This is a genomic window from Candidatus Krumholzibacteriia bacterium (assembly GCA_029865265.1).
Taxonomy (GTDB): Bacteria; Krumholzibacteriota; Krumholzibacteriia; order WVZY01; family JAKEHA01; genus JAKEHA01.
Genome location: JAOUHG010000007.1, coordinates 27466 through 50928, shown reverse-complemented (window position 1 = coordinate 50928; position 23463 = coordinate 27466). Strand labels below are relative to the sequence as shown.

The following is a 23463-nucleotide window of genomic DNA, read 5'->3' as shown; positions in this document are numbered from 1 at the left end:
GGCGGGTATCGTACTGGCAGGATAACCCCACCCCCGGTGCCAATTTCCGTTTCCTTGCGACAGAGTCGGACGATCCCTCGGCCGGCTTCTCGATACGCGGTCCAGTTGTGGAGGTTTGCGTTTGAAAACGACGGTTCTATCGGTTCGTCTTATCTGTCTCGCAGCCGTGCTGGCGTCGCTTGCGGCGTGCGATGACAACAAGAACAGCGACACCACCACTCCCGCGTCGACGCCTCTGAAGGTCCAGCAGATCATCGTATCGCCCAAGGCCGCGACTCCCGGCGACACCATCGCGCTGACCGCCGACATCCGGTCGAGTTCGGCGAATGTGGGGGACATTCCGACCACCGCATGGACCGCCGACGGCGGGGAGTTTGTCGAGGACAACAAGATGACGGTGCGCTGGGTGGCGCCGGCCGCCATCGGCTTCTATACCGTGACGGTAAAGGCCACCAATGATGCCGGCACCGTAAGCTCGAAGACCACGCTGTTCGTGGGTGAGCAGGAGACGCTGATTGGGACGGAGGCGGGCGCGGTGACCCTCCTGCCCGGTGGCATCGATTTCTACTACCTTCGTTCTCCCGACGTATCGCTCGGTGTTGAGACCTGGTCGTACATCAGCGGCGTGGCCTCGGACGCGGTGAGCCCGGTGCGTCCGACCGGCTTCGAGCTGGTCTACGCCCCGAACCTCGCCTTCGAGGTTCATGCGACCACCGTCGCCGAACCCAACTCGCTCACGGTCGCCAACCCCAACCCGAAGCAACGGCAGATCTACGTGGGCGACTTGACGCTCGGCACGCTGCAAAGGATCAGCCAGGACCTGGCGCCGTTCGATTCGGGGCGGCGCAACCAGTTCGCCAATCCGGCCGTCTCGCCCGACGCGCAGATGATCGCCTTCCAGGGGACTGTCACCAACGTGTTCAGCGCGTCGCTGGATTCCATCGACATTTTCATCTACTGGCCCGCGGGACCGACGCGCGTACGCGCAACCGGGAACCACTCGAATCACAAGAACTACTACCCCACGTTCTCGACCGACCAGAACTGGCTCACGTTCATCTCGGATCGTGGCGGCGCGAATCAGTGGGAGGTCTACGGGATGCCGGTTGCGGGCACCAACGTGGACACGAATCAGTCGAGCCTGGTTCGGCTGACCGACACCGGCGGGACCATGGCCCTGACGCTGCCCGGAGGCGTGCCGGCGCGCCCGTTGCGCGCGTGGAACCCGATGGCTTCCACGCTGGCCATCGTGAGTGGTGACAACATCCTCTACCTCATGACCACAAGCGGTTCCGGGGCGAGCCTGGTGGACGTTTCCGGCCTGCCGATTTCGGTCCAGGAGTTGAAGTGGTCCGTCAACGGGACGCTGCTCGGCGTGTCCGCCACCGGCAAGAACGCGGACGACGCGTCGGTTGCGCAGGTATTCACGGTGACCGGCACCACGGCGCAGCTGCGCTACCAGGCGCTGCCCGGAGACATCGTGCGCGACATAGCCTTCTCGCCCGACGACCAGTGGATGGTCTTCCGTGTCACGCGCGCCGGACTGGCGTGGCTGGAGATCGTGGATCTTTCCGGCGGCGTGCTCACGAAGTCGGTGGCCTTGACCGGAACGTTCCCGGCCGGCGACGCCGCCGTCTACCGCCCGGTGATGTCGCTGAGCCCGGTCTGGGGTGCGGGGAACATCCTCCACTCTCCCACGTTTTTCAGCCCGGATACGCCCGGTATCCTGTCGGTGGATATATCCGGCGCGGTCCAGTAGCGATACGCACGTGGCAGACATCATTCGTTTGAAGGACATCACGGTCTTCGGCTTCTATGGCGTCTCGCCGGCGGAGCGGGAGGTCGGTCAGAAGATCCAGATCGATCTGGACATCCACAGCGACCTCGCCGCCGCGTGCCGGAGCGACTCGCTGCAGGACACCATCAACTACGAAGCCGTGTACAGCAAGGTGATGGAGGTGGTCGGGGGCGAGAAGCGCTACCGGCTCCTGGAGGCGCTCGGCGACGAGATCTGCGCGGCCATCATTGCCGGGTTTCCGGTGTCGCGCGTCGAGATCCGCCTGCGCAAGCTCAACCTCCCGTTTCCGAACAACCTCTCGCACGTCGAGGTGTGCCTCGTTCGCGAGGCGCCCGTCATGTGACGCGCCGCCCGTGCCGCCGGGCCGGAACGGAGTCGAATGCCCCGCATCGCGTACGTGGCCCTCGGCGCCAACCTCGGCCGCCGCGAGGCCAACATCCTCCGTGCCGCCCGTCTGTTGCAGCGGCGCGGGGCCGCCCGCCTGCTCCGCGTCAGCGGGCTCTACGAGTCTGACCCCGAAGACATCCCCGGTGCGCCCCGCTTTATCAATGCGGTTGCGCAGGTTGTTGCTTTACATGACCCGGCCGATTTGTTAGAGCGAATGAAATCGATCGAAGCCGAGGTGGGGCGCAGCGGCGGACACGGGGAATCCCGTGAAATCGACCTGGACCTGGTCGACTATGCCGGCGAGGTTCTGGAGGCGCCGGGGCTTATTCTCCCCCATCCGCGCTATCACCGGCGCGCCTTCGTCCTGCATCCGCTGCGGGAACTGGCGCCCGGTTTCCGATGCCCCAGGAGCGGGCGCCCGATCGAGGAACTCGTCGACGCCCTGCCCGACGGCTTGGCCGTGGTCCGGGTGGGGGGATGGTCGCTGATAACGCGGGGTTGATGTGGACGCGAGCTACGCCGATATTCGCCGGGGGATCCTGGAACGCGGTTTCGGGCGCATCGCCATCGAGGGTAGCATCGGCGTGGGCAAGACCTCGCTGGCGCGGCTCATCGTGAAGCGCCTGGGCGGCCGCATGGTCGAGGACCGGGTCGACGACAATCCCTTCCTGGAACGGTTCTACGAAGACGCGGGGGCATATGCCTTCCAGGCCCAGCTCGTCTTCCTCATGAACCGCTACAAGCAGCAGTTGCAGCTCAACCAGCGCGACCTCTTCGCCGACCTGGTGGTGTTCGACTACGTATTTGCGCGCGACCGCATCTTTGCCAACGTGAACCTGAGCGACGACGAGCTCGCCCTGTATGAGCGGGTTGCCTCCGAGCTGGAGGCCAAGGTGAACGCGCCGGACCTGGCCATCTATCTGCAGGCGTCGGGCCAGGTGCTGTTCGACCGCATCCAGGCGCGGGGGCGGGACTTCGAACGGCCGTTGTCGCGCGATTACCTCGACGTACTCAACGAAGCCTTCAACCACTTCTTCTTCAACTATTCGGCGGGCCCGCTGCTGGTGGTCAACACCGATGCGATGGACTTCGTCAATGACGAGCGCCACTTCGTGGATCTGCTCACGCGTCTCACCGAGCCGGTGGTCAACACGGAGTTCTACGTGCCGTCATGGGAGGACCGATGACGGGGCGCGCGCGGGTGACCGTGCAGACGCTGCGCCAGATGAAGCGGGAAGGGCGCAAAATCGTGGTCCTCACCGCCTACGACCATCCCACCGCGGTCATCGAGGACCGGGCGGGCGTGGACGTGATCCTGGTGGGCGACAGCCTGGGCATGGTGGTGCTCGGCTATGAGAACACGCTGCCGGTGACGATGGAGGAGGTCATTCACCACGCCCGTGCGGTGGCGCGGGCGCGTCCGCGCGCCCTGACCGTGGGTGACCTGCCCTTCATGTCCTACCAGGCCGGGGTGAGCGACGCGGTGCGCAACGCGGGCCGGATGGTGAAGGAGGGCGGGATGGAAGCGGTGAAGCTGGAGGGCGGCCGGCGCATGGAGGCGGCCATCCGCGGCATCGTCGACGCGGCCATTCCGGTGATGGGCCACCTGGGGCTCACGCCGCAGTCGGTGCATCAGTTCGGCGGCTATCGCGTCCAGGGTAAGGAACAGCACGCCGCGCAGCAGTTGATCGACGACGCGGGTTTCCTGGAGTCGTGTGGCTGCTTCGCGGTCGTCCTGGAAGGGATGCCGTGGCCGCTGGCCCGGCAGATCACCGAGGCGTTGTCGATTCCCACCATCGGCATCGGTGCGGGACCCCACTGCGATGGCCAGGTACTCGTCGTCAACGACCTGCTGGGAATGGACGACCAGTTTGCGCCCCGCTTCGTAAAGCGGTACGCCGAGGTGGGGCGCACCATGGCCGAAGCCTTCTCGGCCTACGCCGAGGACGTCCGCGCAGGACGCTTTCCGGATCTCGACCACAGCTACCCGTCGGAGTAGTCTTCTCTCATGCACGTCTTCCACGAGATCGGGCCTCTGCGTGCCCATCTCGACGCGCGCCGCGCCGCCGGCCACCGCGTCGCCTTCGTCCCCACCATGGGGGCGTTGCACCCCGGGCACGGTGCGTGCGTGGCCGCGGCCCGGGCGGATGCGGGTGCGCTGGTGGTTTGCTCGATCTTCGTCAATCCCACCCAGTTCGGCGCCGGGGAGGATCTCGACGCCTATCCACGCACACTGGCGCAGGACCGTGCACTGCTGGAGGCGTGGGGGTGCGATGTGCTGTTTGCGCCCGCGACCGCGGTGATGTATCCCGAAACACAGACGGTGTGGGTGGACCCGGGGAAGCTGGCCGAGCCCATGTGCGGACGGTTCCGGCCCGGGCATTTCCGTGGCGTGGCCACGGTGGTGGCGAAACTGCTTCATATCGTGCGGCCCGACGTGGCGGTATTCGGCCAGAAGGACGCGCAGCAGGCGCTGGTGGTGCGCGCCATGGCGCGGCAGCTCTGCGAGGGTGTGGAGATCCGGCTGGCGCGCACCGTGCGCGAGCCCGACGGCCTCGCCATGAGTTCGCGCAACGCCTACCTGTCGGACGGCGAGCGCGCGCGTGCGGCGGCGGTTCCCGTGGCACTGGCCGCGGCCCGCGACGCGCTGCAGGCGGGGGAGCGTTCCGCGCGCGCGGTGGAGCAAGCGGCCCGGGGCGCACTCACGCGCGCAGGAATCGAGCGCGTGGACTACGTCGAGGTGCGTCGCGCGGACGATCTTTCTCCTTTGGAGCGTCTGGAAGGGCGCGCTATACTCGCGCTTGCCGCGTGGGTTGGAAGCACGCGGCTCATCGACAACATGGTGTTCGAAGTTGGCCCCGACCGTGTGGTTGCGGACGCGCCGCTGTTCTGATTACAGGATTACCGTGCAGCAAGACAGCAACATTGCCATCGTCATTCTCGCCGCCGGGCAGGGCAAGCGGATGAATTCCGAACTGCCCAAGGTCCTGCACGAGATCGGCGGACGGCCCATGCTGTGTCACGTCATCGACAGCGTTCAGCGCCTCGCACCGGGACGGGTGGTGGTGGTGACCGGCTACCAGGCCGAACGCGTGGAAGATGCCTGCCGCGACCAGGGGGTCGAGTTCGCGCGCCAGAACGAGCAACTGGGTACGGGGCACGCCGTCATGCAGACCGCTCCGCTGCTGCAGGACTGGAAGGGGACCGTCGTGGTCCTCAACGGCGATGTACCCGGCCTGCGCGCGGAAACGATCGGCGCCTTCTTGGAACACCACCTGCGCTCGGGCGCCGCGGCGACCGTGTTGACGGCCGAGCTGGACGACCCCGGCGGGTACGGACGCATCGTGCGTGGCGCCGCCGGCGGACTGGAGCGCATCGTCGAGCACCGGGATGCAACCGAGGCGGAGCGGGCCATCCGCGAAATCAACTCCGGCCTGTTCTGTTTCCAGGCGGATGAGTTGTTTCCCGCGCTGGGGCGCGTGACGCGGCGCAATGCGCAGAACGAGTACTACCTGACCGACGTGGTGGGGCTTTTGCACCATGAGGGCCGCCCGGTTGGGGCCTGGCGGGTGGAGGACGCGCGCGAGGTGGCGGGCGTGAACAATCCGGACGAACTGGAGTCCGTGCGTCGCTTCGTCGGGGATCAATCGTGATGGATCGGCTGTACGCGCCGTGGAGGTCGGCCTACCTGATGAGCGATCCGGAAGCTGGCTGTCTCTTCTGCCGCTTCGTCGCCGCAAGCGACGACCGCGCCAACCTGATCCTGCAACGCGGAGCGCGCTGGTTTGTGATCATCAACCGGTACCCGTACACCACCGGTCACGTCATGGTGGTGTGCAACCGGCACGTGGACCGCATGAGCGAGTTCGACGCCGAGGAAGGCGAGGAACTCGTGCGTCTGCTGTCCCGTTGCGAACGCGCCCTCGCGCAGGTCTATGGCCCCGACGGCATCAACGTGGGCGCCAACCTGGGGCGCAGTGCCGGCGCGGGTATCACCGGCCACTTCCACATGCATCTGGTTCCGCGCTGGCAGGGCGACACCAACTTCATGTCGGCGGTGGGTGAGACGCGGGTGGTGTCCGAGGACCTGAACGACACCTACCACAAGCTGCACGCGGCGCTGGCGGCGCTGTAGGGAGGCATGGCAATGGCGGCCAGAAAAGCGAAACGGCGGGCGCGCAAACCGGCCCAGGGCGGCCTGGGCCAGCGCATCGCGGTGGGCATGGCCACGGTGGCGCTGGTGCTGTGCGCCGCGTCGGTCACCTTCAGCCTCTTCGTGCGCCAGTCGGGCGACGGCGGGTCACGGCCGCTCACCGTCTCGATCAAGAACGGCAGCGGTGTGCCCGGGATCGCCGGCGACGCCGAGGCGGCGCTGCGGCGCATGGAGGTGTCGGTGGTCGAGGTGGGGAACGCGGAGCGGTTCGACTATGCGGAAACGGTTCTGATCGTGCGCCGGCGGGGTTCGGAGGCGGAACTGCTGGCCAAACGAATCGGTTGCCGGAACGTGACCACGCAGATCCGCCGCAACGCCGTGGCGGACGTCGAACTCATCCTGGGCGCCGACTACCGGCGCCTGCAGCTCGGCGGAGTGGAGTGAAAAGGGGCTTGGCGCCGCAGGGTGCCTCGCCTATGCTGATCCTAACCCGTACCGGGAGGCATTGGTGGCGCCCCGCAGACGTCCGTTAGCGTTCATAGCGCTCATACTCTTTCTCGGAATCGTCGTGGGCACCGTGGTGGGCGAGGCGGTTGGCCTGGTGCTTCCGGAGGGGAAGGTCATTCGTGACGTATTCGTCAACGCAACCGACCTGCACGTGGGACCGGTCCACGTCGACCTCGTGGTGTTCAGCTTCACGTTTGGCTTCTCGCTGCGCGTGAACCTGATGAGTGTGCTGGGAATATTCGTTGTGTTCGTGTTCCTGCGCTACTACTGGTAGCGCGCGGAGGGGTCATGATATTCGGTTTCCTGGGGCCGATCGGCTGGAACGAGCTGGTCATCATCCTCGTCATCGTGCTCCTGATATTCGGTCCGCGCCGCCTTCCCGATTTCGCGGAGGCGCTGGGCAAATCAATTCGCAAGTTCAAGCAGGCGACCAACGAGGCGCGCAGCAGCATCGAAGGCAATCAGGACGAATCCCCGCCCCACGACAAGAAGGACGACTAGGCAGAAAAAAGCCCGGCCGGATGGCCGGGCTTTTTTTTATCCGCCGCTCCGCTTCAGGATGCCTCCCGGAAATCCTCGATGGTGCTGTTCTTGCGCAACTCGGCGTACCAGTAGTTGACGTACTGCTGCACCTTCTCCTGATAGATACGGTCGCGAATCTGTGGCGCGCGCGCCTGGAACGTCGCTTCGTCCGGATCCTGGCGGCCGTCCACACGAATCACGTAGACCGCGTTGCCGCTCTCGACCGGGGCTGACACCGTCCCGGGCACCGTGGAGAGTGCCGCCTGCGCGAAGGCGCTGTGGGCGCCCATGCCGGCGACCGGAGCGGCCACGGTGAAGGAGTCCGTGCTTGCCACCGTCAGCTGGTACTGGGCCGCGGCCTTCTCGAAGGGTGTGTTGGGCACGGTGGCGGTGCGGCGGAAGGCCACCGCCTTGCGGGTGGCCGAATCGACCTTGCGCTCGCGCAACAGCATCTGCTTGATGACGTCCGCCACTTCCTCCACCGGGCGCGGCGCGGCGGGGGTGCGGTTCTCGACGCGGCACACGTAGAAATTGCTGTCGTCCTGGATCACGTCGCTGATGGTGCCGGGTGTTGCGGCGAAGGCAAAGCGCGAGACGGCGGGCACGAAGCCCAGCCCGGAGATGGGCATGCCGGCCGCGAACGGATCGGTGCCCACGACCTCGAGTCCGTGCGCGTTGGCCGCCGTCGCGAGGTCCTTCGCCGCGACCGCCTGGTCGTGGATGTCGCGCGCCACCGCGGCCAGCGAGTCCGCGGTCTCGGGGCCCGGCGTGAGCTCCATGTATATCTCGCGCAGGTTGACCTGCTGCTCGCCCTTCTCCTTGCGCGAAGCGATGAGCTGGATGACGTAGATACCGTCGGTGGTGGGGATCGGCTCGCTGATCTCTCCGGGTTTGAGCTGGGCCGCGGCGTCCATCACCACGGCGTCGCGCTGGCCGGCGCCGAGGAAACCGGTCTCGCCACCCACGCTGGCGGTGTGGGCCTCGGAATAGGTCCGGGCCAGCGTGGCGAAGTCCTCGCCACCAACGGCCTGCTTGCGGACGATTCCCGCGGTGTAGACCAGATCGGAGCGGTCGCGGTCGGAGGGAACCCGCGGCAACCGCACCACCTGCAGCGAGGCCTTCTCCGGCTGCTGGTAGCGGTCCAGGTGCTTCTGGTAGTACGCCGCCACGTCCTCGTCGGAGGGCGTCCAGTCGCCGATGTCCTCGCCATCGATGGGGAAACTGACGTAGCGCGCCACCAGCTTCACCGTCTCCTCGTCGAACGCGCGCCGTACCTCGGCGGCCGAGACGTGCACCTGTGACATCAGGTACTGGTTGAGCTTGAGCACGGGGATGCGCTGGCGCACCAGATCCTCCACCGCGGTCCAGTCGGCCTCGGGGTTGTTGAGCGCCGACTGATACGCGGCGTAGTCGAAGTTGCCGTTCTCGTCACTGAAGTACTGCTGCACCTCCGGTGGCGGCGAGGTGCGGATGGCGTTGAGCACCTCTTCGTCGCTCACCGTGATGCCGAGTTGTTTGATCTGCTCGGAGGTGAGGATGTTGCTGACGATGTTCTCCCACGCCTGGTCACGCAGCATCTCCTGCTGCATGCTGCTGAGCTCTCCATTGGGGCTCGAGGCGCGGAACTGTTGCGCCATCTGGGTATAAACGGACTGGTACGCCTGCGGCGTGACGGGCACGCCGTTCACGCGGCCCACCAGGGTCTGCTTCTGGGTCATTCCTCCGGACTGGAGGTCGAGCCCCCAGACGGCGAAGATCGTGATGACGAACGCCACGACCACCACCCAAAGGATGATCTTGGTGTTCTCACGCATCTGCTTCATCATATCGACATCACAACTCCCGGATCGGTCTACGAGGATGAAAAAACGCCAAGCGGTGAAGATAGCACAGGATACGGCCGCTGACAAGCGTGCCCCGCAGCCCCGCAACGGACTTTTGACACCATCGGTCGCGGGTGGTAGCGTGGCGCGACCGTCGGCCCTTTTACAATGAACACGACCCCGCGTTTCCTCTTTGTTGCGCTCGTTTGCGCCGCGACCGCCGCTTTCGCCGGCGACGACGCCGGGCGGCGCCCGTGGCCGGTGCCGCTGGGCCAGGCGGTCTCATCGAACTTCTGCGAGTACCGCGACGGCCGTTTCCACGCGGGGATCGACGTGCGCACCTACGGCCGCGAGGGCGTGGCGTGCCGTGCTGTCGGCGACGGGTGGGTGTCGCGGGTGCGCGCCGGTTCGCTCGGGTACGGCAAGGCGCTGCACGTGATGCTCGACGATGGCGACGAGGTGGTGTACGCGCACCTCGCCGAGTTCATGCCCGCGCTGGAGGACTCGCTCGCGGCCGCCCAGCGCCGCGCGGGGCGATACAACGTGGATTTTCACCTGGCGCCGGGGGCGCTGCGGGTGGCGAGCGGGGACGTGATCGCGTGGTCCGGCGCCACCGGCACCGCCGGGCCGCACCTGCACTTCGAAACCCGCTCCGGCGACCTGGCCATCAACCCGTTCCGGCGCGGATTCGCGGTGACCGACCGCGAGCGTCCCGTCTTTTCCAGGCTCGCGCTGGTGCCGCTGGACCCGGCGGCGCGGGTGGAGGGTGTCCTGCAGCCCCTGGAGCTGGTGCCGCGCCGTGCGGGTGGGGGGCGCTACGCCATCGCGGATACGCTGCGCATCTCGGGCCGGGTGGGGGTTGCGGCGAGCGTCATCGACCGGCTCAACGCCGCCTCCGGGCGGCTCGCCCCGTACGAGATGCAGGTGTGGGCGGACGACTCGCTCGTGGCGCGCATCGTCCTGGACCGGTTTGCGTTCGCGGATGCGGGTGAGGTCGACCTGCTCTACCACGCCGGTGCCAACCGCGCGCGCGGGGTGACGTTCTTCGAACTGTACCAGCGCGACGGGGAGACCCTCGACGGGAGGGAGTTCCCGGGCGGAGGCAGCCTGCCGGCCGGGCCGGCCGGGAAGGTTCACAGCGCGCGCGTGGTGGCGCTGGACACGGCGGGAAACCACGCGGAGGTCACGTTCCGCTATGTCGATACGCCGGCGGGTACGGGCGGACGCCCGCCGCGCGCCGGGCCGCGCGATCCCGTGCTGGCGCCGGACCTGGCGGGGGCCTTTTTTGCCGACGGCTTCGCCGCGGTCATGGACACGGTGGTGGTACGGGCGGTCGAACTGGCAGGCCGCGTGCGCGCCCTGCCGGGCGGGGCGGGCGGCGACACCGCCACCGTGTACGTGACTGGTTTCGTGCGCGGGGGCGCCGGTGACGTGGAGGTCCCGGCGCTGGGGGTGACGGTCTCGGTTGCGCCGGGAACACTCTTCGGCGACGGGGTGGTGTTCGTGACGCGGGCGCAGACGGAGCACGCCAAGACGGCCAACGGCCTGGTCTCCGTCGGCGACCCGGTGCGGGTGGGACCGGCCGGCTGGGTGACGCGCCGCGGGTTCGACTTGCGCATCGAGGCCCCCGGGTGCGGCGAGCGCGACGCGGTGTACCGGTTTGACGACCGCAAGCGGACCTGGTCCTTCCTGGGCGGGGCGCGCGACGCGGCGGGTATCACCGCGCGCTCCACGCGGCCCGGTGTCTTTGCGGTGCTGCGCGACGGCACGCCGCCGTGGCTGGGCGCGCCGCAGCTCGCGTGGCCGGCGTCCTACGCCACCGGGTTGCCGGTTGCGGAGATTCTGGTGCCGGTGGAGGACCGGGGCTCGGGAATCGACGATACGCGGATCACCGTTACCGTGGGCGGGCGCGAACGTTACGCACGCTGGGATTTCGCAAAGAAAAAAATCGTTGTGACCCTGCGGGGCGAACCTATAATCGGACCACAACCCGTCCACGTGGTCGTGTTTGACAAGGCCGGCAACCAGTCCGTCGCCGACGCGACGGTCGTTTTCGATTCGCGCTGAAGCAGCGCTTCCTTTCATGTCTGCTCCATTCGTACATCTGCACGCGCACTCGGAGTACAGCCTGCTCGACGGCTCCATCAAGGTGAAGAACCTGGTGCGCCGCGCGAAGGACCTGGACATGCCCGCGGTTGCGCTCACCGACCACGGCAACCTCTTCGGCATGATCCATTTCTACAAGGCGGCCAAACGCGCCGGCATCAAGCCCATCCTGGGCATGGAGGCGTACATAACGCGCGGCAGCCGCCACGACCGGGGCCGCAAGAAGGGCGAGCCCTCGCAGACCGACCATCTCATCCTGCTGGCGCGCAATCTCGACGGCTACCACAACCTGATCAAGCTCTCCTCCATCGCTTACCTCGAGGGCTTCTACTACAAGCCGCGCATCGATTTCGAAACCCTGCAGAGCCACGCGGACGGACTCATCGGTACCACCGCCTGCCTGCGCGGCACGGTGGCGCAACTCGCGCTCAACGACGGCTACGAAGCTGCCAAGGCGTTTGCCTGCCGGTACCGCGACGTCTTCGGCGCGGGCAACTACTACATCGAAATGCAGGACCACGGGCTGGAGCCGCAAAAGCAGCTCAACGAGATCTACCGGCGCCTGAGCGCCGATACCGGCATCCCGCTGATCGTGTCCAACGACGTCCACTACCTGGACCGCGAGGACGCGGAGGCGCAGGAGGCGCTCCTGTGCCTGCAGACCGGCAGCGACATGGACGACCCCAAGCGCTTCCGCTTCAGCACCACCGAACTGTTCTTCAAGACGCCGGCGGAGATGGCGGCGTTGTTCCCGGACGATCCACAGGCGCTGGAGAATACGGTGGCAATCGCTGAGCGGTGCGATGTGGAACTCAAGGAGGGGGAGCTGCACCTGCCGCGCTTCCCGCTGCCGGAGGGGTTCGCGAGCAACGGCGACTACCTGCGCCACCTCGCCTTCGAGGGGGCGGCGCAGCGTTACGGCGACGTATCCGAAGCGACGCGCAAACGCCTCGACTTCGAGTTGTCGGTGATCGCCAAGATGGGTTTCGACGGGTACTTCCTGATCGTGCGCGATATCGTCCATCACGCGCGCGAAAGGGATATTCCGGTGGGGCCGGGTCGCGGCAGTGCGGCGGGCAGCCTGGTGACGTATGCGCTGGGGATCACCGACGTCGACCCGCTGGCGCACGGCCTGCTCTTCGAGCGCATGCTCAACCCCGAGCGCGTCAGCATGCCCGACATCGACATCGACTTCTGCTTCGAGCGCCGCGACGAAGTGATTCGTTATGTGATCGACCGCTATGGCCAGGACAACGTCTGTCAGATCATCACCTTCGGCACCATGGCCGCGCGCGCGGTGGTGCGCGACGTTGGGCGGGTGCTCAAGGTGCCCTACGACGAGGTCGACCGCATCGCCAAGCTCATCCCCGGCGTCACCGGGACATCGTTGCGCGAGTCGCTGGAGAACATCTCCGAACTCAAGACCCTGGTGGACAACAGCGCCGACTACGCACGGCTGATGAAACTCTCGCTCACCCTGGAGGGCATTTCGCGCCACGCGTCGACGCATGCGGCGGGCATGATCATCACGCCGACGCCGCTGGTCAACCACGTGCCGCTCTACAAGTCGAATCGCGACGAAATCACCACCCAGTACGACATGAAGAGCATCGACGCCATCGGTCTGCTCAAGATCGACGTGCTGGGCCTGCGCACGCTCACCGTGATCGACAAGGCGCTGCGCATGGTGGAGGAGAACCACGGGCGGCGCATCCGCCCCGAGGACATCCCGCTCGAGGACGAGAAGACCTACGAACTGCTGCGCTCCGGGCGCACGGTGGGCGTCTTTCAGCTGGAGAGCTCCGGCATGCGCGAGCTCTTGACCAACCTCAGACCCACCGGGTTCCACGACGTGGTGGCGGTGAACGCGCTCTACCGCCCGGGCCCGCTGGGCAGCGGCATGGTGACGCACTTCGTGGACTGCAAGCATGCACGCAAGGAGATCGCCTACGAGCACGAGCTGCTCGAGCCCATCCTGCGCGACACCTACGGGGTCATTCTGTACCAGGAGCAGGTGATGCGCATCGCCAGCGACCTGGCCGGGTTCTCGCTGGGCGAGGCCGACCTGCTGCGCAAGGCCATGGGCAAGAAGCAGAAGGACGTGATGGCCGAGCAGCGCAAGCAGTTCATCGAGGGCGCGCGTGCGCGTGGCATCGCCAGGTCGACCGCGGAAAAGATCTTCTCGCAGATGGAGAAGTTCGCCGAGTACGGGTTCAACAAGTCGCACAGTGCGGCCTATGCCGTGCTCTCCATCCGCACCGGTTTCATCAAGGCGCACTACCCGGCCGAGTTCATGGCGGCGACGCTCTCCAGCGAAATCGACGACACCGACCGCATCACCGTGCTGATGGAGGAGTGCCGCGAGTGCGGCGTGGAGGTGGTGCCGCCCAACATCAACACATGCCACCCCGAGTTCCGCGCGCGCGAGGGGCGTATCTACTATGGACTGGGTGCGGTCAAGAACGTGGGCATGGCCGCGGTGGAGACGATCGTGGCCGAGCGCAGCGAGGCGGGGGCGTTCCGCTCCCTGGAAAACCTGTGCGGGCGTATCAACAGCCGCCTGGTGACGCGGCGCGTGTACGAGAGCCTGATCGCAGCCGGGGCGCTGGACGCGCTGCCCGGCCACCGCGCGCAGAAGCTGGCCGCGCTGGAGACGGTGACGGAGCGGGCCGCGCGCCGCTTCCGCGACCAGGCTCTCGGCCAGTCCAGCCTGTTCGGCGAGAGCGAGGAGCCGGACGAGGCCCCGCTGCCGGAGGTGGCGCCGTGGACCGCGCAGGAACAGTTGCAGAAGGAGAAGGAATCGCTGGGATTCTTTCTCTCCGGTCACCCGCTCGATCGCTACCGCGATCTGATCACCATGATCCGCACCACCACCTCGCGCGAGTTGCGCGACATGCCCGGCGGCGAGCGCGCGTTGATCGGCGGCATGGTGACGGCGGTCAAACTCACCACCGATCGCAACCAGCGCCAGATGGCGTTCGTCACCATCGAGGACCCGGAGGGTCAGGCGGAGGTGGTGATGTTCGCGGATGTTCTGGAGAAGTCGCGGCGTCACATCGGTGAGAACAGCGTGGTGGTGGTGGAGGGCCGTGTCTCGCGGCGCAACGGCGGCGACGGCAAGGTGCTGGTCAACAGCGTGCTCTCGGTGGGCGAGGACCAGACCCCGTCGTGGAAGGAAGTTCACGTCACCATCGACCTCGACCACATGGGCGAGGAGAAGGTGGACGAACTCAAGGGCGTTCTCACCGGGCGGCCGGGCGACTCGCGGGTCTTCTTTCACATCCAGGAGAACGGCCGCCGCTCCTACGTGATCCGCGCGCGCAGCCAGGGCGTGCTCGTCGACCCGGCGCTGGTATCCGGGTTGTCCGCCTCGGTGGGTGCGTGCAACGTGAGGCTGGTACCCGCGGGGATCGGTGCGTGAAGCGAGCCGCTGCGTTCGCGCTGCTGTGCGTGCTTACCGCGCCGGTGGCGCGGGCCGGGCTCGAGCAACCGGTCGACAACGTCGGCCATCCCATCGCCGGCATCATCCCGCACCGCGAGTATCGCGTGCAGGTACGCCTGACGCCGGAGAGCAGCCTGCAGGGAGGCGTGCGGCTGGGGTTCAAGGACCGCGTGCAGGTGGGCGTCTTCTACGGCGTGCAGAAGCTGGTGGAGACGGGTTCGCCCACCGCCAACGATCACCTCGGCTTCGAAGTGCGCGCGCGTGTGCTCGAGGAGGCGCGCTGGCCGGCGGTTGCGGTCGGGTTCGACTCGCAGGGCTGGTACGCGTACGACGGCGCCTACCAGCGCTATGAGCGCAAGTCTCCCGGGGTCTACGCGGTGGCGAGCAAGAACTGGCACTCGTTCGCCGGCGATCTGTCGCTCCACCTGGGGGCCAACTACAGTCTGGAAACGGCGGATGGCGACGACGCCCCCGACATGTTCGGCGCCGCGGACTGGACCATCGCCAACGCGGTCTCGTTGCTGGGCGATCTGGACATGGCCTGGAACGACGACACCCCGGATGGGCGCTTCGGGGAGGGCGGGGTGTACGTGGATGTGGGCGTCCGGGTGGCGCTTGGTGCCCACCTGCAATTGATGCTAGTATTCAGCGACCTCACCCGGAACCTCGGCCCGGACGCGGAGATCGGCCGGGAACTCGAGGTCACGTACCTGAACTGGTTCTGAGCCCCCCCGCGGGGCCCGACGGAGGGTGTATGGCACAGCGTGCTCCCCGGCGTTACGTGCTGGACTTCGAACAGCCGATCGTCGAACTGGAGGACAAGATCGCCGAGCTCAAGCAGCTCGCGATCGTCCAGAATGTCTCCGTCGACGACGAGGTGGGGCGGCTGACCGAAAAGGCCGACCGGCTGCGCGGCGAGGTGTTCTCGGGGCTCACCGCGTGGCAGCAGGTGCAGCTGGCGCGGCACCCGCAGCGTCCCTACACCCTGGACTACGTGACCGCGTTCGGGGGCGAGTTCACCGAACTGCACGGCGACCGCTACTTCGCCGACGACGAGGCCATCGTGGGCGGGTTCATGATGCTCAACGACCTGCGCATCATGCTCATCGGCCACCAGAAGGGCCGCGACACGCGCGAGAACATCCGGCGCAATTTCGGGATGCCCAATCCGGAGGGCTACCGCAAGGCCAACCGGCTCATGCGTCTCGCGGAGAAGTTCAACCTGCCCATCGTCACCCTCATTGACACGCCGGGCGCGTACCCGGGTCTGGGCGCCGAGGAACGCGGGCAGGCGCTGGCCATCGCCGAGAACCTCAAGCTGATGGCTTCGCTCAAGGTTCCCATCGTGTCGGTGGTGATCGGCGAGGGCGGCAGCGGTGGCGCGCTGGCGCTGGGGGTGTCGGACCGGATCCTGATGCTCCAGCACGCGATCTATTCGGTGATATCCCCGGAGGGGTGCGCGGCCATCCTGTGGAAGGACCAGGGCAAGGTGAAGGAGGCCGCGGACGCGCTCAAACTGACGGCCAAGCACCTGCTTTCATTTGGGATCATCGACCGTATCGTCCCCGAACCGGCCGGTGGCGCGCACCGGGATCCGGGGGCGGTGGCGGAGTCCCTGGGACAGGTGGTGTACGAGGAAGTCAATTACCTCTCGCATCTTAGCCCCGCGACCCTGCGCGAGCGGCGGCTGAAGAAGTACCTGAACATGGGTTTCTACGAGCAAGAAACGACTTGACCGTGCCCGCGCCGCGCTGTAAAATATTTGACAAGTTCGAGTTATCCCGCCCCTAGCCGTCCGTTGCGAGGTGTCCCTCATGCTCCGACCCGAGCTCCTGGAGATACTGGCATGTCCGAAGTGCAAGGAGAAGGTCGTGCTGGACGAGAAGGGACGCCATCTTGTGTGCATGCGCTGCCGGATCAAGTACCCGGTCAACGAGCACGGGATTCCGATCATGCTCATCGAACGGGCGGAACCCCTGGACGCGTAGAGGAGATCGCAGCCACCCGTTGCGTGCGAACGGCCGACCGACAGCGGCGGCCGTGAAGACGCGCGTTTGTTGCCACATGCGTTCAGTCAAGATTACGATTTTCATTCTCGCGTTGTGCGCGCTCACGGCGGCCGGCTCCGTCTATGCGGGCGGGCAGGTCCGCACCGTCTCGGACAGCAATGGCCGCGTCGTGATCGAGTTGACGAGCGAAAGCCCGGACAACCAGCCCGTCATCCAGACCTTCTTCGTCGCCATATCCCCCGGCGGCACGTGGTCGGTTGATTTCGAGCCGGGTGCGGGTGCCGCGATTCGCGCAGACGCCCTCGCCGACACCATCATCGTATCCCAGCCGTTCATATACCGTGGCACGCGCGCCCTGTGGGTGCGGGTCTCGGTCCCGGCCGGCCTGCCGCTGTCCACCGTGACCGTGGACTACACGCCCGCGGCCGAGGTGCGCGACGCAAGCACCGTGGATCCGTTGCTCAAGGCGCTGGTCGTGAATACCGACGTGTTTCCGGTGACACCGCGCAGCGGGTCGCCGGATCCGTGGTTCTCGCGCTCGCCCAACTGGGCCCGGCTCACGCTCGCCTCCCGCGGCATGTATGCAGTCACCGGCGCGGATCTTTCGGCGGCCGGCGTGAGCCTCGCCGGCATCGATCCCGCGACGTTGCGTGCATACACCGGCGGCGTGCGCATGCAGGCGCGCGACCTGACCGACGCCAACGGGTCGTGGCAGCCTGGGCAGGCGATGCGCGAAGTTCCCCTGCGCGTGGAAGCCGGCTCCGACGGGACCTTCGACGCCAGCGACCGGATTGTGTTCTATGCCGTCGGCGCCGAGGACTGGGCGGACTATTACGGTCCGGCGGCGGACACGCTCCACTACCGTCACAGCCACGCAAAGAGCAACACGTACTTCCTCTCCTGGGGAGGCGCGTTGGGGGGAACCCCGTTGCGCATGGCCGGCGTGGCCGCGGTGCCGGTGGCGGCGCCGGACCGCACCACCTACTTCCACCGCGAGTACCGGGAGCGCGACCTGATCAGCGATTTCGACTACCGCGGCGATGGCTGGCTGTGGCTCGACGTGCCGCGCCCGGGAAACTCGCGCTACGGCCTGGTGTCGATCGACGTCCGCGACCTGGTTGCGTCGCGCCCGCAGGTGTTTCGATCCGTGGCGCTCGCCCCGTACGTATCGGCCAACGACCCGACGGGCAGCAACATCGGGCACCATGCGCTGTACCTGAATCTTCGCGGCGGGGTGGAGCGCACCGTGGGCGGGCTGGTGTGGAACGCACAGGTGACCCACCGCTACTTCGAAGACGGAGTTCCCGTGCGTATCAGCGGCGACTTTCTGCTGAACGGCGCCAACCAGTTCCGTCTGCAGGTTCCTGGCGATCTCAATCCCATCGACAAGATGTTCTTCGCCTGGTTCTCGATCGGCTACGAACGCCGCATCCGCGCTGTCGACGATGCCATCGCGTTCTCGTCGCCCGATACCAGCGGCGTGGTGAACTTCAGCGCCACCAGTTTCACCACCCAGGGGACGTTGTACGCGTTCGATGTCACCGATCCGTGGTCGCCTTTCGAACTGACCGGCGCCGAGGTGACCCCATCCGGTGGCGGACGGCGCGTTCGCTTCTCATCCAGCCTGGCCGCCGAACGGCGCCACTACTGGGTTGGCAGCGGGGGAGCCCTGCGCAAGCCCAGCGTGACGCGCGTAACCCCGGTGGATCTGCGCAACGAGAGCGCGGGTCCCAATATGCTCATCGTGTGTCACGCCGGTTTCCGCGCGGCGGCGGAGCGCCTTCGCGCCCATCGGGCTGCCCATCTTCCGTTCTACGGCAATCCATCGGTGAAGGTCGTCACCACCGACGAAATCTTCGACAACTTCTCGGCGGGGCTCCCAGACCCGATGGCGATTCGCAACTACATCAAGTTCCTGTACGAAAACGCAATCGACGCCAATGGCAATCCCCGGCTGGGCTACGTGCTGCTGCTGGGTGACGCGACGGTCGACTTTCGCAACAACGCGAGTGCACAGCCCGATTATGTTCCGACCAATCTGTACTTCACCCGCACCACGCTGTTCGCCATGGCGACCGACGACTGGTTCGCCCACATGGACGCCAGCGATCAGGTGGGCGGCGCGTCGGTCATGGACGTCGCGCTGGGCCGCCTGCCGGTCGAATCCGCGGAAGAGGCGTCGATTGCGGTCGACAAGGTGATCGGGTACGAGCTCGACTCGCCGCGCGAGACGTGGCGCGATGAAATCATCCTGGTGGCGGACGACGAACTGTCGTCGTTCGAGTCCGCGTGCGAGACATCGTGGACGGACGAATCCGAGGCGATCACCTACACCTACGCGGCCAACTACCTGACGGTGCGCAAGATCTACCTCACCGAGTACGCGCAGATCGGCAGCGTGAAGCCGCAGTCGAGGCTGGAGTTCCTGGACGAATGGAACCAGGGCGCGCTGGTGGTCAACTACATCGGACACGGAAGTTCGCAGCAGATGGCGGACGAGCAGGTGTTCCTGGGGTCGGACGTGAGCCAGCTCAACAACGGCCTGCGGTTGCCGGTGGTCATGGCGTTCAGCTGCACGATTGGAGACTTCGCCAATCCGGCCGGCAAGAGCCTCTCCGAGAAGCTCATTGTTCGCGCCGAAGGGGGTGCGGTGGCCACGATGACCGCGTCCCGGGAAACCTACCCCGGCCCCAACGCCAAGCTCAATGCCGCGCTGTTCAAGTTGATGACGCCGCGCTGGCTGGGGGATACCGATGCACCCATCGGCGTGGCCGCCATGGCGTCCAAGCTGCACTCTGCGGCGGAAACGTATTTCCAGCCCTTCCAGGAAGAGAACAACTGGAAGTACAACCTGCTCGGCGACCCGGCCATGAGGCCGGCCATCGCGCGGCAGGCACTGCGTTTCGAGACCACGGGCCAGGAAACACTGGTGGCCGGCGCGCGCCACGTGCTGCGCGGCCGGGTGTTGCGGGACGGCGCCACCGACGCCGGTTTCACCGGTGCGGTGACGGTGACGGTGCGCGAGCCGCGCATTCGCCGCGCGTACCAGACGCGCTGCAACACGGCCATCGTGATGAACTACGACGTCCCCGGCGGCGTGATCTACAGCGGTTCCGCCGACGTCCACGACGGGGAGTTCGAGGTGAGCTTCCGCGTGCCGCGGCTGGCGGCCACCGGTCCGCTCGCGTTTGCCGCCGCGTACGCCGACGCCGGCGGGAGCGATGCCGCCGAGGCCATCGACAGCGTGCTGGTGGTGGCGGCGCCCACGCTGGCGGATTCGCTCGCGCTCAAGCAACTCGACGGCGCGCCCCGCGTGGAGTTGGGGTTCAAGAGCGGCCTCAAGGTGGTAAAGCCCGGCGACACGGTGCGTGCGCTGGTGCGCGACCAGGACGGCATCAACATCCTGGCCACGACCAACGAGGGGAGGCAGGCGATTCTGATCGATGATCTCCCGGTGCCCATCGATGTGAACAAGTACTTCTCCTTCGATCACGGGGGGGTGGATACGTCGGGCGTGCTGCTGTTCCCGTTGCCGGACCTCGACGTCGGAAAGCACCGCCTGGTGTACAAGGTGAGCGACAGCTTCGGTGCAACCGCGCTCGATACGCTGTTCTTCGACGTGACCGATGCGCAGGACTATTACGCGCAGGCGGTCATGAACTACCCGAACCCGTTTCAGACCTCGACCCAGTTCCTGTTCCGGCTTTCCAACCGGGCCTCGGTGACCGTGGACATCTTCACGGTGTCGGGCAAGCGGGTGCGGCGGATCGAGCAGATCCGGGACGGTGGCGAGGTATGGATCGAATGGGATGGCCGGGACGCCGCGGGCGACGATATCGCCAACGGGTCCTATCTGTATGTGGCAACAGTGGATTTCGTGGGACTGGACCGACCCCCGACGGTCCTGCGCGGCAAGCTGACCCGTATCCGATGACGGCGCCAGCCTTGACCGCTCAGGTCCTGAAGCCTTATTATTGTCTGGTACTTAGGAGGATTCCATGACGTTTCGGAAACTGTTGGGTGTCGTGTTCGTGCTCGCGATCGTGGGTTCGCACTCCAGCGCCTTCGCACAGGCGGAGGCGGCGGTGCCGTCGCTGACCATTCCCCCGGGCGCGCGCGCCAACGGCATGGGAGAGGCGTTCGTGGCCGTTGCGGACGACGCCACCGCCGGCTGGTGGAACGCGGGCGGGCTCGCGTTCATGAAGCAGCGCAGCCTCGCGTTCATGCACAGCCAGCTCGTGCCGGATCTGGTTTCGGACGTCTACTACGAGTACCTGGGCTACTCCGCGCCGGCGGGCGACGTCGGCGTGTGGCAGGCGAGCCTCATCTATCTCACTTACGGCGAAAGTGTGGCCACCGACCCGCAGGGCACCACGCTGGGCTACTTCGACAGCTGGGAAGGCGCGCTGAACGCGTCGTTCGCCATGCTGGTGGGCGACAACTTCGGCGCGGGCATTTCCATGAAGTTCATCCGCGTCGACTACGCGCCTGCCAACTTCACCCAGGACAACGTCGACGGCACCGGCACCAGCTTTGCGGTGGATCTGGGTACCCTGTACAAGTTCCAGAAGCAGCGGCTGAACATCGGCTTCGCGCTCACCAACATGGGCCCCAACATCGCCTTCATCGATCGCGAACAGAGCGATCCGCTGCCGTTCACCGGCCGCCTGGGGCTCGCGTGGACGCCCGTCGCAGACGAGATCAGCAACCTGCTGCTCACCTTCGACCTCGAGCAGAGCCTGGTGTGGCTGATCGACAGCGACATCGACACGCGGCGCAGCGAGGTGTGGCACGTGGGCACCGAGTACCGGTACGTCAATCTGCTGGCGGGCCGGCTTGGATACGTCTACGACCAGGACGGCGACTTCAAGGACTTCACGTACGGACTCGGCTTCATCTACAAGGACAAGCTGTCGCTCGACTACGCCAACGTGCCCCAGGCGCAGACGCTGGAGCGCGTGCACCGCTGGTCGCTGTACTTTACGTTTTAACCCCTGCGGACCCCCTGCAATACCGGCGACCGGCCGCCCCGGCGCCCCAGTGGAGGCTTTGACAGATGCAGGTATGTCGTTTTGCCGCCGCGCTCGTCTTGTTCAGTGGCGCGGTGGCCGCACCCCTTTGCGCCGCGCGGGCGCAGGATGCGCTGCCGCCCATGCTGGTGGCGCACAGCACCAGTGCGGGCGCGGCGCATGAGCCGTTGACGGCACCGCAGCCGGCGCGTTTTTCCTTCGACCCCGCCATGGTGGCGTCCGCGGACGCCGCTCCCAAACAGAATTACCTGCCGGTGCTGTACTCGCTGTTGATTCCCGGCACGGGGGAGATATCCATGGGCTACTACGGCCGGGGCATCGCCCTGGTGGCGGCGGAGATCCTCGCGTGGACCGGCTACGCCGTCTACCACAGCGACGGCATGGACCAGCGCGACGCGTACGAGTCCTTCGCGGACACGTACTGGAACATGGACAAGTGGATCGATGATCATCCGTGCAACGTCGAGCAGTACGGCGACGGCACGCGCACGCTCGAGAACCTCGAATTGTGCGGGCAGGGAGGTTCCGGCAGCGGCGCCTGGCCCGGCTACGTTCCGTATGTCTCCCGGGACGAGGACAAGCAGCACTACTACGAGAATCTGGGCAAGTACGACTGGTACATCTCCGGCTGGTCGGACTGGGATCCGTCGGCGGACCCGTACCTGGAAGATACCGCGCTGCGCGACCAGTACCGGGCCATGCGCGGCGAGAGCAACGACTCGCTCGACAAGGCCAACGAGTTCATCTGGATAAGCGTGGTGGCGCGCGCCTTCTCACTGGCGGAGACCGCCATCATCGTGCACAACCGCCGCGGCGCACAGGACGGCGGCGAAGGCGGCGGCATGGCGTTGCGCGCGAGGCCGCGCGGCCTGGACGGCGGCGAACTCGCGCTGGAGGTACGGTTCAAATGAGGCGGATTGCGGTTCTGTTGATTCTGGCGGCGCTGTCGCTGCCCGCGCCGGGGGCGGCGGGCTCGCTCCGCGACGCGGCCTCGGTGCCGGCGCCACCCGCGGAAGCGAATGCGTGGCAGTACGACGCCGACACCCGGGGAGTGTCCGAGCCCCTCTCACCCGGCAAGGCGGTGTTGTACTCGCTGCTGATCCCGGGGCTCGGGGACTACAAGCTCGGCAACCACGGGCGCGCGGCCGCGTTCTTCGCGGTGGAAGGCGCAATCTGGGTGTCCTACGCCGTGTTCCAGATGCAGGGCAGCGGCCGTGAAGACGAGTACCAGAACCTGGCGGTGCAGTTCGCGGGGGTCACGCAGACCGGGCATTCCGACGAGTTCTACGCCACCATCCGCGAGTACGATAACTCGGCCATCTACGAGGCCGACGTCAAGGATGACGGCCGCTTCGAGTTGCGGCAGGTTCTCACCAGCGCGGAGCTCCAGCAGTATTTCATCGAGAACCGCGTGGCGGACTACGAGCCCTGGCAGTGGACCTCGCTGGAGCGCCGCCTGCAGTACTCCGAGATGCGTTCGTCCAGCAAGACCTCGTACCGGCGCGCGGACTACATGTTTGCGGCCGCCGCGGCCAACCGGGTGGTGAGCGCCATCTTCGCCTACGCCGCCGCGCGCGGTATGCACAAGGATACCGACGTTGGTTATCGCCTGGACCTTTCACCGGCGCCGGGCGGTGTGGACGTCGCGTTCACGCTGACCAGGCCGTTCTAGCGCGCCGGTGCCGG

The 23463-nt window shown here is 66.6% G+C and carries 21 protein-coding genes; 20 read left to right on the top strand and 1 reads right to left on the bottom strand.

Annotated elements, in window-relative coordinates:
- Positions 1 to 121 precede the first annotated feature (121 nt).
- The 11 genes from OEX18_05105 (at position 122) to tatA (ending at position 7346) form a co-directional block, all read left to right on the top strand.
- Complete coding sequence (locus tag OEX18_05105) at positions 122 to 1759, top strand: hypothetical protein (protein ID MDH4336639.1); 1638 nt, start codon at positions 122 to 124, stop codon at positions 1757 to 1759.
- Between the two features lie 10 nt (positions 1760 to 1769).
- On the top strand, positions 1770 to 2141 hold the full coding sequence (folB, locus tag OEX18_05100) for a dihydroneopterin aldolase (protein MDH4336638.1): 372 nt from the start codon (positions 1770 to 1772) through the stop codon (positions 2139 to 2141).
- A 36-nt stretch (positions 2142 to 2177) separates the two neighbouring features.
- The gene (gene folK, locus OEX18_05095; protein ID MDH4336637.1) at positions 2178 to 2687 is read left to right on the top strand and encodes a 2-amino-4-hydroxy-6-hydroxymethyldihydropteridine diphosphokinase; all 510 of its coding nucleotides are present in this window, start codon (positions 2178 to 2180) and stop codon (positions 2685 to 2687) included.
- Between the two features lies 1 nt (position 2688).
- The gene (locus tag OEX18_05090) at positions 2689 to 3372 is read left to right on the top strand and encodes a deoxynucleoside kinase (protein ID MDH4336636.1); all 684 of its coding nucleotides are present in this window, start codon (positions 2689 to 2691) and stop codon (positions 3370 to 3372) included.
- A complete protein-coding gene (panB, locus tag OEX18_05085) occupies positions 3369 to 4184 on the top strand; it encodes a 3-methyl-2-oxobutanoate hydroxymethyltransferase (GenBank protein MDH4336635.1) in 816 nt (271 codons plus the stop codon). Before OEX18_05090 ends, panB begins: the two co-directional genes overlap by 4 nt.
- Before the next feature lie 9 nt (positions 4185 to 4193).
- Positions 4194 to 5078, top strand: coding sequence for a pantoate--beta-alanine ligase (panC, locus tag OEX18_05080; GenBank protein MDH4336634.1), 885 nt, complete (start codon positions 4194 to 4196; stop codon positions 5076 to 5078).
- 13 nt (positions 5079 to 5091) lie between these two features.
- On the top strand, positions 5092 to 5838 hold the full coding sequence (locus OEX18_05075; protein MDH4336633.1) for an NTP transferase domain-containing protein: 747 nt from the start codon (positions 5092 to 5094) through the stop codon (positions 5836 to 5838).
- Complete coding sequence (locus tag OEX18_05070) at positions 5838 to 6320, top strand: HIT domain-containing protein (GenBank protein ID MDH4336632.1); 483 nt, start codon at positions 5838 to 5840, stop codon at positions 6318 to 6320. The genes OEX18_05075 and OEX18_05070 overlap by 1 nt, the downstream gene beginning before the upstream one ends.
- Before the next feature lie 12 nt (positions 6321 to 6332).
- Entirely contained in the window at positions 6333 to 6782 is a 450-nt protein-coding gene (locus tag OEX18_05065) for a LytR C-terminal domain-containing protein (protein MDH4336631.1), read from the top strand.
- A gap of 64 nt (positions 6783 to 6846) precedes the next feature.
- Positions 6847 to 7119, top strand: coding sequence for a DUF4321 domain-containing protein (locus OEX18_05060; GenBank protein ID MDH4336630.1), 273 nt, complete (start codon positions 6847 to 6849; stop codon positions 7117 to 7119).
- Between the two features lie 14 nt (positions 7120 to 7133).
- On the top strand, positions 7134 to 7346 hold the full coding sequence (gene tatA / locus OEX18_05055) for a twin-arginine translocase TatA/TatE family subunit (protein ID MDH4336629.1): 213 nt from the start codon (positions 7134 to 7136) through the stop codon (positions 7344 to 7346).
- A 53-nt stretch (positions 7347 to 7399) separates the two neighbouring features.
- On the opposite strand, the gene OEX18_05050 is transcribed toward tatA, so the two are convergent.
- Positions 7400 to 9193 (bottom strand): SurA N-terminal domain-containing protein, encoded by a 1794-nt coding sequence (locus OEX18_05050; GenBank protein MDH4336628.1) that lies wholly within the window; start codon positions 9191 to 9193, stop codon positions 7400 to 7402.
- Positions 9194 to 9358: 165 nt separating this feature from the next.
- Between OEX18_05050 and OEX18_05045 the strand changes: the two genes are divergently transcribed.
- From OEX18_05045 to OEX18_05005, 9 genes are all read left to right on the top strand, one after another.
- Positions 9359 to 11257, top strand: a complete 1899-nt coding sequence (locus tag OEX18_05045; protein MDH4336627.1) for a M23 family metallopeptidase — start codon at positions 9359 to 9361, stop codon at positions 11255 to 11257.
- Between the two features lie 16 nt (positions 11258 to 11273).
- Positions 11274 to 14717 (top strand): DNA polymerase III subunit alpha, encoded by a 3444-nt coding sequence (locus OEX18_05040; GenBank protein MDH4336626.1) that lies wholly within the window; start codon positions 11274 to 11276, stop codon positions 14715 to 14717.
- Positions 14714 to 15463 (top strand): YjbH domain-containing protein, encoded by a 750-nt coding sequence (locus tag OEX18_05035; protein ID MDH4336625.1) that lies wholly within the window; start codon positions 14714 to 14716, stop codon positions 15461 to 15463. Before OEX18_05040 ends, OEX18_05035 begins: the two co-directional genes overlap by 4 nt.
- A 29-nt stretch (positions 15464 to 15492) precedes the next feature.
- Positions 15493 to 16473, top strand: a complete 981-nt coding sequence (locus OEX18_05030) for an acetyl-CoA carboxylase carboxyltransferase subunit alpha (protein ID MDH4336624.1) — start codon at positions 15493 to 15495, stop codon at positions 16471 to 16473.
- A gap of 79 nt (positions 16474 to 16552) precedes the next feature.
- Positions 16553 to 16726: a Trm112 family protein gene (locus tag OEX18_05025; GenBank protein ID MDH4336623.1), complete on the top strand. Its 174-nt coding sequence runs from the start codon at positions 16553 to 16555 to the stop codon at positions 16724 to 16726.
- A 76-nt stretch (positions 16727 to 16802) separates the two neighbouring features.
- Positions 16803 to 20681 (top strand): type IX secretion system sortase PorU, encoded by a 3879-nt coding sequence (porU, locus tag OEX18_05020; protein ID MDH4336622.1) that lies wholly within the window; start codon positions 16803 to 16805, stop codon positions 20679 to 20681.
- 64 nt (positions 20682 to 20745) lie between these two features.
- Complete coding sequence (locus OEX18_05015) at positions 20746 to 21738, top strand: PorV/PorQ family protein (GenBank protein MDH4336621.1); 993 nt, start codon at positions 20746 to 20748, stop codon at positions 21736 to 21738.
- A gap of 65 nt (positions 21739 to 21803) precedes the next feature.
- On the top strand, positions 21804 to 22688 hold the full coding sequence (locus OEX18_05010; protein MDH4336620.1) for a hypothetical protein: 885 nt from the start codon (positions 21804 to 21806) through the stop codon (positions 22686 to 22688).
- The gene (locus tag OEX18_05005) at positions 22685 to 23449 is read left to right on the top strand and encodes a hypothetical protein (GenBank protein MDH4336619.1); all 765 of its coding nucleotides are present in this window, start codon (positions 22685 to 22687) and stop codon (positions 23447 to 23449) included. The genes OEX18_05010 and OEX18_05005 overlap by 4 nt, the downstream gene beginning before the upstream one ends.
- Positions 23450 to 23463: the final 14 nt, after the last annotated feature.